Source organism: Streptomyces sp. JK94 (assembly GCF_053613315.1).
On record NZ_JBSICH010000006.1, the window covers coordinates 95,680 to 108,986 of the forward strand.

At 71.9% G+C, this 13,307-nt stretch carries 8 protein-coding genes and 2 pseudogenes; 4 read left to right on the plus strand and 6 right to left on the minus strand.

Annotation, left to right across the window (positions count from 1 at the left end):
- Positions 1–484: 484 nt before the first annotated feature.
- The 3 genes and pseudogenes from ACVV2G_RS05290 to ACVV2G_RS05300 all read right to left on the minus strand — a co-directional run bounded on the left by ACVV2G_RS05290 (position 485) and on the right by ACVV2G_RS05300 (position 4,825).
- A complete protein-coding gene (locus tag ACVV2G_RS05290; RefSeq protein ID WP_453841400.1) occupies positions 485–2,845 on the minus strand; it encodes a DEAD/DEAH box helicase in 2,361 nt (786 codons plus the stop codon).
- Between the two features lie 54 nt (positions 2,846–2,899).
- Positions 2,900–3,346: pseudogene (locus ACVV2G_RS05295) on the minus strand (cupin domain-containing protein); the annotation flags it as partial.
- A 96-nt stretch (positions 3,347–3,442) separates the two neighbouring features.
- Positions 3,443–4,825: a DUF3500 domain-containing protein gene (locus ACVV2G_RS05300; protein ID WP_453841401.1), complete on the minus strand. Its 1,383-nt coding sequence runs from the start codon at positions 4,823–4,825 to the stop codon at positions 3,443–3,445.
- 583 nt (positions 4,826–5,408) lie between these two features.
- On the opposite strand from ACVV2G_RS05300, the pseudogene ACVV2G_RS05305 reads away from it, so the two are divergent.
- A pseudogene (locus tag ACVV2G_RS05305) lies at positions 5,409–6,487 on the plus strand (IS630 family transposase).
- A 174-nt stretch (positions 6,488–6,661) separates the two neighbouring features.
- Here ACVV2G_RS05305 and ychF read toward each other — a convergent pair.
- Positions 6,662–7,750 carry a redox-regulated ATPase YchF gene (gene ychF, locus ACVV2G_RS05310; protein ID WP_453841402.1) on the minus strand — a complete coding sequence of 363 codons (1,089 nt, stop codon included), beginning with the start codon at positions 7,748–7,750 and terminating at the stop codon, positions 6,662–6,664.
- 179 nt (positions 7,751–7,929) lie between these two features.
- Between ychF and ACVV2G_RS05315 the strand changes: the two genes are divergently transcribed.
- Entirely contained in the window at positions 7,930–8,577 is a 648-nt protein-coding gene (locus ACVV2G_RS05315) for a DUF6542 domain-containing protein (RefSeq protein ID WP_453841403.1), read from the plus strand.
- Positions 8,578–8,611: 34 nt separating this feature from the next.
- Here the strand turns inward: ACVV2G_RS05315 and ppgK are convergent, their stop codons facing one another.
- Together ppgK and ACVV2G_RS05325 are read right to left on the minus strand one after the other, a co-directional pair.
- Positions 8,612–9,376, minus strand: a complete 765-nt coding sequence (gene ppgK / locus ACVV2G_RS05320; protein WP_453841404.1) for a polyphosphate--glucose phosphotransferase — start codon at positions 9,374–9,376, stop codon at positions 8,612–8,614.
- A 29-nt stretch (positions 9,377–9,405) separates the two neighbouring features.
- Complete coding sequence (locus ACVV2G_RS05325; RefSeq protein ID WP_453841405.1) at positions 9,406–10,422, minus strand: 4-hydroxy-3-methylbut-2-enyl diphosphate reductase; 1,017 nt, start codon at positions 10,420–10,422, stop codon at positions 9,406–9,408.
- Between the two features lie 104 nt (positions 10,423–10,526).
- Between ACVV2G_RS05325 and ACVV2G_RS05330 the strand changes: the two genes are divergently transcribed.
- Complete coding sequence (locus ACVV2G_RS05330; RefSeq protein WP_453841406.1) at positions 10,527–11,900, plus strand: APC family permease; 1,374 nt, start codon at positions 10,527–10,529, stop codon at positions 11,898–11,900.
- A gap of 196 nt (positions 11,901–12,096) precedes the next feature.
- On the plus strand, positions 12,097–13,305 hold the full coding sequence (xseA, locus tag ACVV2G_RS05335; protein WP_453841407.1) for an exodeoxyribonuclease VII large subunit: 1,209 nt from the start codon (positions 12,097–12,099) through the stop codon (positions 13,303–13,305).
- The last annotated feature ends 2 nt before the right edge of the window (positions 13,306–13,307 follow it).

A 13,307-nucleotide genomic window follows, 5' to 3' on the forward strand; every position in this document is an offset into this window, starting at 1 on the left:
CCGAGCAGGCCGCCCCGGAGACTCTCAAGTCATGACCATGCCAAGTCGGGGGCGACTTTGGTGCGTCAGCCGAAAGATTGAGGCTTCCAGAGGAATTGCACAAGAGCCCCGCACGGATGTGCGGGGCCCCGTGCCGTTTGAGCGGACCGCTACCGGACCTCCCTCCTGACCGGTCGGTCAGCCGCCGAACCGCCGTCTGCGCTGACCCCGGCGTTGGGCCGTGCGCGACCGGACCGGTGCCGGTGCGGGAGACGCCCGGCTCGACGGGGGCGTGGACTCTATGGGGGGATGGGCTCGATGGGGGCACGGACTTGATGGGGCGTTGAGGCGTGCCGACGGGCGGGGCGGGGAGACGTGCCGGCGGGGGCGCGGGGAAACGGACCGCCGGGGGCACGGGCAGACGGACCGCCGGGGGCACGGGGAAACGCGCCGCCGGGGGCACGGGGAAACGGACCGCCGGGCGGCCGAGCAGGGTGACGCCCGCTCAGGTCGCCGGCGCCGGCTGCCCGTCGTCCACGCCCAGCCGGGCCTGCTCCTCCTCGACGATCCGACGTGCCAGGTCCGTGTCCGACACGTCCACGGCGTCCGGGGTCGCTTCGGCCGTCTCACTGCGTCGGGCGTAGGCGTCGAAGAGGCGGGCCTTCCTCTCCAGCATCCGCACCATCCGCTCGTCGACCCCGCCGATGGCGAGGAGCCGGTGCACGCGCACCGGTCTGACCTGGCCCATGCGGTGGGCCCGCGCGACCGCCTGGTGCTCCGTCGTCGGCTTGATCTGGGGTTCGCAGATGACCACCACGGAGGCGGCCTGCAGGTTGAGCCCGACCCCCGCCGCCTGGATCTGCGCCAGCAGCACCGCCGGACCGGGCACGGCGGTGAACTCGTCGACGAGCAACTGCCGCCGGGCGGGCGGCACACCTCCGGTGAGCGGACCGAACACGGGGCCGTGAGGGGCGGAGGGGCCGGGGACGGGGGCGGAAGGCGCGGGGACGGCAGCGGTGTCGTGGGCGGCGGTTGTCTCGTGGGCGGCGGACGCGTCGGCGAGGTCCGGCGCGTCGGCTGGGCCGGCAGGGCCGACGGGACCGGCGAGGACGGTGACGTCGGCGAGGACGGCGGACGCATCGGCGGTGCCGGCGGGGTCGGTGGCGAGGGCTTCCGCCACCGCCGCCAGGACGTCCCGGAAGTTCGAGAAGACCACGACCTTGAGCCCGTTCTCGCCGGCCTCCCGCACGATCTCCCGGAGCCGGCCGAGCTTGGCGGACGTCTCCGGACGCGCGTACGCCGCCCTGCGCATCGCCATGAAGTTACCGTCCCGCACGGCCTCGCGGTAGGCGTCCTGGTCGGCGGCGCTCAGCTCCTCCCACTCGTCCGTGTGCTGGAGACTGGGCAGTTCGGTCAGGACGTCCACCTGGTTGCGGCGCAGGTAGACGGGCGCGACCGCCTTGCGGAACGCCACCGAACCGGCCAGTCCGGCACCGTCCTCCAGATCGTCCGCCACGCCGGCGTCGAGCATCCTGACCAGGTTGCGGAACTCGGCGACCCGGTTCTCCATCGGCGTACCCGTCATGAACAGGACGTGCTCGCACCGCGCGGCCCACCGGTCGACCGCCTGCGACCGCAGTGCCTGCGGGTTCTTCACGGAGTGCGCCTCGTCCACCACCAGCATCCCGAGTTCGTCCGCGTCCGGGACCGGGAATCCGCGCAGGGCGTCGAAGGTGGTCACGGCCACCCCGCCCCGCTCCCGCCAGTCGGCGAACGCGTCCTGCCGGTCCGGCCCGTGCAGGGGCAGGGCCCGCAGGGTGCTGCGGGACCCGATCTCGCGCGTCCAGTTGACCAGCACGCTCGCCGGGCACACGACCAGGAAGTGGGTCCGCCCGCCCGCGGCCAGGTGGGCCAGCGCCGCGATGGCCTGGATGGTCTTGCCGAGACCCATCTCGTCGCCGAGGATCACCCGGCGCCGTGCCAGGGCGAAGCGCGCGCCGAACGCCTGGTACCCGCGCAGGGAGACCCGCCGGTGGGAGTCGTCGAGCCGCAGGCCCCGCACCCGCTCGGCGACGTCGTCGGGCAGGAACCCCTCGGCGGCGGCGGTGTCGGGCGCGCGTCCGGCGATCTCGCCGAGCAGCCCGTAGTACTCGGCGGAGCGGAGCGCGAAGTCGGTCCAGGCCGCGAGGTCGCCCGGCGGCCCGCGCAGCAGGTCCACCGACGCCTGGGCGAGCTGTTCGGGAATCCGTTCCCGCTCCGCCTCGTCGGTGAGGGACCGGATCGCCGCGACGGCCTCCAGCGCGCGGGTCTTCCGCGCCCGCCCGGCCAGCAGCAGTCCGACCCGCCCGGCGGCCGGCCGGGCGTCGGCCAGCAGCGGGTCGAGCCGCCGGACCAGCCCCGCCGCCGCGTCGACCGCGCGCCGCGCGTCCGGCCCGGCCTCGACCAGCACGTGCAGCGCCCCGACCAGCGCCGTCGTGCGCGGCTCTGGCCGGTCCACGTCCAGGTGCACGGCGGCGGTCTCCTCGGCGGCCTCCGCCAGCCCGCGTGCGGCGGCGACGATCTGGTCGACGGTCCGCTGCCCCACACCGGGGATCTGCCGCAGCCGGTAGGGACCGGCGTCCAGGACGGCCCGGACCGTGCCGAGACCGCTCTTCTCGACGGCGCCCAGCCGCAGCCGCCCACCGGTGACATCCTGCAACCGGGCCACGGGGATGGCGTCCAGGGCCTGGGCCACCGCCGTGTCGTGCAGCGGCTTCAGCGCCGCCCGGACCGCCTCGACGGCCCTTTCGTGGTCACCGGCCAGCGACCGCGCCGTCTCCCGCAGCCGCGCCCCGCGCGCGACCGCCTCCCGCTCACCGCGCCCCATCCCCTACCGCACTCCCTCCCGGCCGCCGGGGACCCGGCCCCCCGGCCCCACCGTTCAGCCGCTGCGCACGTGCGCACGCACCCCTTGCAGGCCGAAGAGTACGAGAAGTTCGACCGCGCCCGAGTCGGCACTGCCCGTCCGGTGCGGCAGGGAGGTGCCGCATGCGGCGGCCTCACCCGCCGACAGCGTCAGGTCGCACTCCCCGAGCACCAGCCGCAGCCGGCCGCTCAGCACGTGGAGCCACTCGAAGCCCTCGTGCGTCCGCGGGGCCGGTTCGAGCGGTCGCGGCCGGCCCGGGAGGATCATCTTGAAGGCCTGCGTCCCGCCGGGCCTGCGGGAGGAGCGGTACGAAGACCATCCCGAACCGCCGGATCGGCTTCGGGCGGACGCGGGGTCGCCCGTGCGCGGGGCGCCGGCGAGGTCGTCCGGCGGGACGTCGTGGATCCGGGCGAGGGGCAGCAGCAGCTCCGGCGTCGCCCGGCGCTGTCCGCTCTCCAGTCTCCAGCCGGGACAGGGTGCTCACGGAGTGGCGCCCCGCATCACAGCCACCAAGGGCGCGTCGGCCGGGCCGACGCGCCCTTGGTGGCGCGGGTCGTGTCACTTCCGGTGGGCCGTCTCCAGGTGCAGCTTGAGCAGGTCCACGCCGTAGTCGTTGCCGTTGGGGGTGCGGATGACGGTGTGGATGTGCTGCTGGGTGGGTTCGGCCGACTGGCCGGGGCCACCCGCGCCCGCGCCCGCGCCCGGGCTCGGCGACCCGGTGGCCGCGGAGGCGGCGGGCGACGCCGAGCTGCCGTCCTCGCCCTCGTGATAGGCGAGGGGGTGCTGCGCGTCGTACTCGATCAGCACGACCGGGCTGTGGACGCGGTAGTAGAACGCCGAGTCGTCCTCGTACTCCCCCATCCAGTAGAAGTACGTGTCGTCGATGTGCTTCTCGATCTCCCGCATCCGCACCCGTGCGTGGCCCTGGTCCTGGTAGCCCACGTACACCTCGGCCAGGTCGAGCAGGAGTTGCTGCTGGCGACGGTTCAGGTCGGAGCCCTTGACGCCCGCGTACGCGAGGACGGTGTTGTCCTTGTAGGCCCCCACCCCCAGGTCGTCGCCGGACTTCTCCTGGTCGGAGAGGGCGGTGGCGAGCTGAGTGCTGTCCAGCGAGCGGAGGAGCTTGAGACCGGCGGCGGTCTCCTCCTTGAACAGGTGGTAGTTCACACCGTCGTACGTCATCTTCGTCGGCTCGGAGCCCATGAAGGTCGGCGTCATCACGACCTGGTCACCCAGGACGAAGTAGTTGATGACGAGGTGGTGGCCCTCGAACTGGAAGCCCCACGCCTCGGTCGCCGACGGGGTGCCCATGATGGTGAACCAGTAGGCGTCCTCGTTGAGCGCCTTGGTGGTGTCGCCCCCGTACTCGCCGAGGAACTGGTTGAGCTTGCGGATGCCGTTGGCCTGCTTCAGCCCGCGGGCCGACAGCGCGGCCTTGAGCAGCTTCATGCCGAGCGCGTACTGCTTCTCCGTCATGTCGCGCAGGGCGAGGCCGTCGCGGTCGTTGGAGTCGACGTTGGTCCAGGCGAGCCACTGGTCGGAGTCGACGTCGTAGAGCGTGGCCGACTTCTGCTCCTCGGTGAGCGAGTCGACGAAACTCTTGGCGGCGCGGGTCACCGGCGTGGTGGAGACCCCGGTGGAGTGGATCGCGTACAGGTCGCCGACGACGGTGCCGTCCGTGGTGACGCCCACGAAGTCGTCATAGGCGATCGGGGTGGGCCCGCCGCCGGGGCCACCGCCCCGCGGCGGGCCGGACGGCGTGGCGCTCGCCGTCGCGTCCGAGGAGGCCGCCTCCTCGGCGCCGGCCGTGGTGGCGGCGTAGCCTCCCATGACCGCGACGGCCGAGACACCGCCCGCGAGCAGAGCCTTGTTCATGAACCAACGGCGGGAACGATGGGCTCCCGGCGTGCGCGACTTGTTCTCCTGCATGGTGTCGGTCATGCCACGCACGGTGTCTCCGGCGGTTAGGGAGGGCATGTCAAAGACCTGTGCGCGGGGTAAGAGTCTGTGTCCTCCACGGCACGTCCCTTACATTCCGGACAGTCCGGGCGGACCAGGTCGACGATCGTGACGGCGTATGAAGCCGAGCACGACCGTTGAGTGAGGCCGAGATCCAGGACGCGCAGCACGAGTTGCCGCTGACGCACCGGCGCCGCACGCCTCGAATGACAGCGCCGCATGAAGGAGCCCGCGGCCGGGTTACTGATGCTGGACGCCCAGGCACTGTCGCTGCTCTTGCGCCACGACCGCCAGATCACAGGCTCGGAACTCCCGCTCTCGCCCGTGAACTTGACCTAACATCACACGGCACCGCCGTCGCCCCGCCACGAGCGACGGGATCCAGAGGGCGTTGAGTCCGTTTCTGGTGGCGGTCGCGTCCGGGTTGTTCGAGGAGTCCTTGGCGGACGAGTCATCCGTAGTGCTCCAGCGCGGGACGCTGCGCGTGGTTACCGACTTCAGCTCATCGGGGTGAATGTTTGAGAAGCCCCAGATGGGTGTGGGTGGGTGGCTGTATCCGTGTGGTGTGAGACATGCGGATGGGGGCGGGCTGACCCCTGCGGGGCGTCGGCGCCGGGAGTCGGTACGGATGCAGGCAGCCGAGTGGTTCGAACAGGAGATCAAGCCGCCGGAGGTCGCACGGCAGCTGCGGGTGAGCGTGAAATCGGCGTATCAGTGACACCAGTTGTGGCGGGAGGGCGGTCGTGAGGCTCTGGCTTCCCGCGGCCCGAGCGGATCCCGTTGCCGGCTGTCCCCGCGCTGCCTGGAGAAACTGGCCGCGTACCTCGATGAGGGACCGGCCGCCCACGGCTGGGTGGAGGACCAGGTGTGGACCGCATCGAGGGTGGCCACGCTGATCGGCAGGAAGTTCCACGTCTCCTACAGCGTCTCCGGCGCCACGAGGCTGATGCACCGGCTCGGCTTCAGCCCGCAGGTCCCCGCACGCCAGGTCGCCGAGCGCGACGAGCAGGCCGTCACCGTGTGGAAGGAGGTGACCTGGGCCGAGGTGAAAGAGCCCGGGCGGCCTGCGGGGGTTACATCTGCTTCGAGGACGAAGCAGGGTTCACCCGGAAGCCACCACGGGGTCGAACCTGGGGCCGGCGCGGCCGCACCCCGGTCGTGACCGTCAGCGGGCGACGCTCGGGGCGCCTGTCGGTGGCTGGGCTGATCGCGATACGGCCGGGCTCACGCACCCGGCTGTGCCACCGACTGCGCACCCACCGGGCGGGCAAGGGCGTACGCCGCAGCATGGGCGAGCGGGACTTCATCGCACTCGTCGACGGCGTCCACCAACTCGTCAAGGCACCGATCGTGCTGGTCTGGGACCGCCTGAACACTCACGTCTCCCACGCCATGCGTGAGCTGATCGCCGAGCGGGAGTGGCTGACGGTGTTCCTCCTGCCCGCCTACTCGCCCGATCTCAACCCCGTCGAGTGGGTCTGGGCACACGTCAAGCGCAGCCTGGCCAACCTCGCCGTGGTCGCCCTGGACCGGCTCGAAGCCCTCGTCCGCAGCCGGCTCAAGCGCCTGCAGTACCGGCCCGACACTCTCGACGGTTTCATAGCCGGCACCGGCCTGACCCTCGACGAACCCACGTCACCTTGAAGAGCCGAAGTCAGTAACGCCCTCTCAGACCACTGTCCGAGACCCAGCACGGGGGCCGCCGTCCCATCCCAGCACGATCCCAGCACGGGAAAAACCAAGGGCCCGACCCCGAAGAGTTGGGCCCTCTCTGACCTGCATGTTTGCTAGATCAACGACGTGGTGACATGTCAGCCGCTACACATTGAAGCGGAACTCCACCACGTCCCCGTCCTGCATCACGTAGTCCTTGCCCTCCATGCGGGCCTTGCCCTTGGCGCGGGCCTCGGAGACCGAGCCGGTGGCGACCAGGTCGTCGAAGGAGATGACCTCGGCCTTGATGAAGCCCTTCTGGAAGTCGGTGTGGATGACACCGGCGGCCTCGGGGGCGGTGGCGCCCTTCTTGATGGTCCAGGCGCGGGACTCCTTGGGGCCGGCCGTGAGGTAGGTCTGCAGGCCGAGGGTGTTGAAGCCGACGTGGGCGAGGGTGGCGAGGCCGGGCTCGTCCTGGCCGACGGACTGGAGGAGTTCCAGGGCCTCGTCCTCGTCCAGCTCGGCGAGGTCCGCCTCCAGCTTGGCGTTGAGGAAGATGGCCTCGGCGGGGGCGACCAGGGCGCGCTGCTCGTTCTTGAAGTCCTCGTCGGTCAGCTCGTCCTCGTCGACGTTGAAGACGTAGAGGAAGGGCTTGGTGGTGAGGAGGTGCAGGTCGTGGAGGAGCTCGGCCCGCTCGCTGCCCTGGAGGATGCCGTGGGCGAAGAGCGTGTCGCCCTTCTCCAGGATCTCCTTGGCCTCCTCGACCGCCTTGACCTTCGGCGCGACGTCCTTCTTGATGCGCGACTCCTTCTGCAGGCGCGGAAGGACCTTCTCGATGGTCTGGAGGTCGGCGAGGATCAGCTCGGTGTTGATCGTCTCGATGTCGTCCTTGGGCGAGACCTTGCCGTCGACGTGGACGACGTTCTCGTCCTTGAAGGCGCGGATGACCTGGCAGATCGCGTCGGACTCGCGGATGTTGGCGAGGAACTTGTTGCCCAGGCCCTCACCCTCGCTCGCGCCGCGCACGATGCCCGCGATGTCGACGAAGTCGACCGTGGCCGGGAGGACCTTCTCCGAGGAGAAGATCTCGGCCAGCTTCGCCAGGCGGGGGTCGGGGACGCCCACGACGCCGACGTTGGGCTCGATCGTGGCGAACGGATAGTTGGCCGCGAGCACGTCGTTCTTGGTCAGGGCGTTGAAAAGGGTCGACTTGCCGACATTCGGCAGACCGACGATTCCGATCGTGAGCGACACGTTGCGACTTCCCGTACGTGAGGATGCGGAGGGGGCGGAGCGGGCCGGGCAGGGGGCCGATCCACCAGTCTACGGGGTGGCCGGTACCGCCCCCGCGTGGCGTCGAACGCTTGGCCAAGCTGCGCCCGACGGCGTGTCTGTCGGGCTATTCGGCACATAAAACGACCTAAGTTGGTCCAGTGGAGCAACACAGGACGCGACCTGCGCAGTACGGACCGCGACGGGGCCGGGCGCCGCTGCCCCCGCAGGGGCGGAGAGCGGGCGACGCCGCGGCCGGACGTCCCGTCGCGCGGCCCGGCGGCGGTCCGGGTGCGGGCGGCGGACCGCGCAGGCCGGCCACGGCACGGTCGGCGCCGGTGCGGCCTGCGCCGGCCGTGCGGTCCGGTCCGCCGGTGGCGCGGGCGCTGCATGCCCTGCGCGCCCTGCGTCCGATGCCCGGCCCGCGGCTGACCGGTCTGGGCAGCGGCCTGTTCTGCGCGGCGGCGATGCTCGTGCTCGGCTGTCTCGACCGGGTGCTGTTCGGCGCGTCCCTGACGGTGTACGGCGTGCTGTTCCTGCCGGTGTGCCTGCTCACCGCGCTCTGGGTGCGCAGGGGCGATGTCCTGACCGCCCCCGTCGTCGTGCCGATCGCCTTCGCCGTGGGGCTGGTGGCCGTCGCCGAGAGCGGTGAGGGGCTGGGCGGGCGGCTGATGGGGCTCGTGACCGCCCTGGCCACGGAGGCGGGCTGGCTGTACGGCGGGACCCTGGTCGCGGGGACGACCGTGATCGTCCGGCGGATCCGGCTGCTGCGCCGGCGGGCCGCCGCCCGGAACCGTCCGCCGGTGTGACGGACGGATCAGCCGGCGGGGCGAGTCGAGGGGATCAGCCGGTGGCGCTCCGGTCCGTCCGGTCCGCCGCGTGCATCGCCGCTCCCACGATGCCCGCGTTGTTCTGGAGCTGCGCGGGGACGATCTCCGCCTTGATGCCCTCGATGTGGGGCAGGAACTTCTGGGACTTGCGGCTCACCCCGCCGCCGATGATGAACAGCTCGGGTGAGAACAGCATCTCGACGTGGGCGAGGTACGTCTGCACGCGGTGGGCCCAGTGCTCCCACGACATGTCGTGGTCCTCCTTGACCTTGCTGGAGGCGCGCTTCTCCGCGTCGTGGCCGTCCAGCTCCAGGTGGCCCAGCTCGCTGTTGGGCACGAGGACGCCGTCGGTGAAGACGGCGCTGCCGATGCCGGTGCCGAAGGTGAGCAGGATGACCGTGCCCTTGCGGTCGCGGCCGGCGCCGAAGTGCATCTCGGCGACGCCCGCCGCGTCGGCGTCGTTGACGACGGTCACGTCCAGCCCGCCCAGCCGCTCGCTGAACAGGGCCCGCGCGTCCGTGTCCACCCAGCCCTTGTCCACGTTGGCCGCGGTGCGGACGGTGGCGCCGTCCGTGACCACGCCCGGGAAGGTCAGCCCGACCGGCCCGGTCCACCCGAAGTGCTCGATGACCTGCTTGACCCCGTCGGCCACGCCGTCGGGGCTCGCCGGGTGCGGGGTCAGTACCTTGTGGCGCTCCTGCGCCAGGTCGCCCCTGTCGAGGTCCACAGGGGCGCCCTTGATCCCGGATCCGCCGATGTCCACGCCGAAGATCTGCATGGCTCCACGTTACGACGGACGACTGACGGTCACGCCCCCGCCGTACCCGAGCCGCCCCGCTCCGCCACCAGGGAGGCCGCCTCCTCGCGCAGGTCGCGGCGGAGTTCCTTGGGCAGCGAGAAGGTGATCGACTCCTCGGCGGCCTTGACGATCTCCACGTCCTCGAAGCCGCGCTGGGACAGCCACTCCAGGACCTGTTCGACCAGGACGTCCGGGACGGAGGCGCCGGAGGTGACACCGACCGTGGTGACGCCCTCCAGCCAGGCCGCGTCGATCTCGTCGGCGAAGTCCACGAGGTACGCGTCGCGCGCGCCCGCCTGCTTGGCGACCTCGACGAGGCGCTTGGAGTTGGAGGAGTTGCGGGAGCCGACGACGATGACCAGGTCGGCCTCGGCGCCCATCTGCTTGACGGCGAGCTGGCGGTTCTGCGTGGCGTAGCAGATGTCGTCGCTCGGCGGGGAGATCAGCTGCGGGAACTTGTCCTTGAGGGCGTCGACGGTCTCCATGGTCTCGTCGACGGAGAGGGTGGTCTGGGAGAGCCAGACGACCTTGGACGGGTCGCGGACCTCGACCTTGGCGACGTCCGCGGGGCCGTCGACGAGCTGGATGTGGTCCGGGGCCTCGCCGGAGGTGCCGATGACCTCCTCGTGGCCCTCGTGGCCGATCAGGAGGATGTCGTAGTCGTCGTCCGCGAAGCGGACCGCTTCCTTGTGGACCTTGGTGACGAGCGGGCAGGTGGCGTCGATGGTGGCGAGCTTGCCGCGCTCGGCCTCCTCGTGAACGACCGGGGCCACGCCGTGCGCGGAGAACATGACGATGTTCCCCGGGGGGACCTCCTCCGTCCGCTCGACGAAGACGGCCCCCTTCTTCTCCAGGGTCTGGACGACGTACTTGTTGTGGACGATCTCGTGCCGGACGTAGACGGGAGCCCCGTACTGCTCCAGGGCTTTCTCGACGGCGATCACGGCGCGGTCCACACCCGCGCAGTAGCCACGGGGGGCGGCGAGCAGGACACGGCGGCCAGGCGAAGCAGTCATGGCACCCATCGTAAGGCCGCGTTCGGCGGGTCAAAGATCGCGTGGGTGCGGCGGTGCCGGGGAGACTGGCGGGGACGTTCCGAGGCACAGTCCGATGCGCTGGCGGAGGCACGATGTCCGAGACCGGTACGACGGCCCAGGGGGCCGGTGGGGAACACCAGCTGAAGCGCAGCCTGGGCTTCAGGGACCTGGTCGTCTACGGGCTGCTGTTCATCGCGCCGATGGCGCCGGTCGGCGTCTTCGGCACCCTGGACGCCAAGTCGCACGGTGCGGTGGCGCTCGTCTACGTCGTCGCCACGGTCGCGATGGCGTTCACCGCTTTCAGCTACGCCCAGATGGTGCGGGTGGTCCCACAGGCGGGGTCGGTGTTCGCCTACGCGCGCGCGGGGCTCGGCAACGGGGCCGGTTTCGTGGCCGGCTGGATGGCGATGCTGGACTACGTCCTCATCCCGGCGGTGGCGTACCTCTTCTCCGGCATCGCGATGGAGGCGCTGGTCCCGGAGGTGTCGCGCTGGGTCTGGACGGTGGTCGCCGTGGTCGTCACGACCCTGCTGAACCTGTGGGGGGTGCGGGCGGCGGCCCGGGTGGGCTTCCTGGTGCTCGCCATGGAGATCGTGGTCCTGCTGGTGTTCGTGGTGGCGGCGGTCGTGGTCCTCGCGCGCGACGGAGCGGAGCGCGGCTGGTTGTCGCCGCTGTCCGGGGACGGCACGCAGGGGGCGTTCGCGCTGTCGGCGGTGGTGGGCGCGGTGTCGGTGGCGGTGCTGTCGTACCTGGGCTTCGACGCGATCGCGACGTTCGCGGAGGAGGTCACCGGCGGGTCGGCGAAGGTCGCGCGGGCGCTGCTGTTCTGCCTGGCGCTGGCGGGCGTGCTGTTCGTGGCGCAGACGTACCTGGTGGCGCTGCTGGAGCCGGTGTCGTCGGCACAGCTGGCGGCGGAGCCGGAGCGGCAGGGGTCGGCGTTCTACGACGCCGTGGACGTGTCGGTCGGTACGTGGCTGCACGACCTGGTGGCGGTGAGCAAGGCGATCGGCGCGGCGTTCGCCGCGCTGGCCGGGCAGGCGGCGGCCGGGCGGCTGCTGTTCGCGATGGGCCGCGACCGGCGGCTGCCGAAGGTGCTGTCGCGGACGGATTCCGGGGTGCCGCGGGTCGCGCTGCTGGTCTCTGCCGTGGTCACGATGGTGGCGGCGGTGTGGGCGGCCCGGCGGGACGACGGCCTCGACCACCTGGTCTCGGTGGTCGACGTCGGCGCACTGACGGCGTTCACGCTGCTGCACGCGAGCGTGGTGGGCTGGTTCGCGGTACGGCGCCGCGGAGGACCGGTGAGCTGGTGGCGTCATGTGCTGGTGCCCGTGCTCGGCGCGGCGATCACCGTGGCGGTGATCGTGGAGGCTTCGCACACCGCGCAGGCGGTGGGGGCGGTCTGGCTGGTGGTGGGGCTGGTGGTGCTGGCTGTCCAGGCACGCCGGCGGCGCCCGGCGAGGGCGTGAGCCGACCCGGCGGACCGCCTGGCACGCGGCCGGGGCGGCGTACTCGCGAGTGAGCGGGACGCCTGGTCACGGGGGTCGGGCGGTGTACTCGCGAGTGGGCGAGGCGCCCGGCACGCGGGCCGGGCGGTGGGCGCTGGGACGGGCGGGGGTGTCACGCCGGGCCGGGTTGTCGGACCCGGCCGTTAGGCTCGGGCGCATGGCTGTTCACTCGACTCCCGAAAGCCCTCTGCCCGTGGGCGAGGTGTCACGGCTGATCGGGGGCTGGATCGACCGGCTCGGCGCGGTGTGGGTCGAGGGGCAGATCACGCAGCTGTCGCGGCGGCCCGGCGCGGGGGTCGTGTTCCTGACGCTGCGCGACCCGTCGTACGACATCTCCGTGAGCGTGACCTGTTACCGGCAGGTGTTCGACGCGGTGGCGGACGTGGTCGGCGAGGGCGCGCGGGTCGTCGTACAGGCGAAGCCGGAGTGGTACGCGCCGCGTGGGCAGCTGTCGCTGCGGGCCGCCGAGATCAAGCCGGTGGGGGTCGGGGAGCTGCTCGCCCGTCTGGAGCAGCTCAAGAAGACACTCGCGCGCGAGGGGCTCTTCGCACCGGAGAGGAAGAAGCCGCTGCCGTTCCTTCCGCAGCTGGTCGGCCTGGTCTGCGGTCGGGCCTCGGCCGCCGAGCGGGACGTCCTGGAGAACGCCCGGCACCGCTGGCCGGCCGTCCGCTTCGAGGTGCGCAACGTCCCCGTGCAGGGCGTGCACGCCGTGCCGCAGGTGGTGCAGGCGGTGAAGGAGCTGGACGCGAGGGACGACGTCGACGTGATCGTCGTCGCGCGGGGTGGCGGCAGCGTGGAGGATCTGCTGCCGTTCTCCGACGAGCAGCTGGTGCGGGCGGTCGCCGCGTGCCGTACGCCGGTCGTCTCGGCGATCGGGCACGAGCCGGACAATCCGCTTCTGGACCACGTCGCCGACCTGCGCGCCTCCACGCCGACCGACGCCGCGAAGAAGGTCGTGCCGGACGTCGGCGAGGAGTACGAGCGGGTGCGCCAGCTCCGGGACCGCGCGCGGCGCTGCGTGGCGGCGTACGTCGACCGCGAGGAGCGGGGGCTGGCCCACGCGCTGGCCCGGCCGTCGATACAGGATCCGCACCGGATGATCGACGAGCGGGCCGAGCAGGTGGCGGCCCTGCTGGGCCGGGGCCGCCGTTCCCTGCGGCACCAGCTCGACCGGGCCGACTCGGAGCTGACGCACACGCACGCGCGCGTGGTGGCCCTCTCCCCCGCGGCGACCCTGAAGCGCGGGTACGCGGTGCTGCAGCGGGCCGACGGCCACGCCGTGCGTGACCCCGGCGAGGTGGAGCCGGGCGAGACGCTGCGCGCACGCGTCTCCGAAGGTGATTTCTCCGTTCGAGTCGACGCATAAGG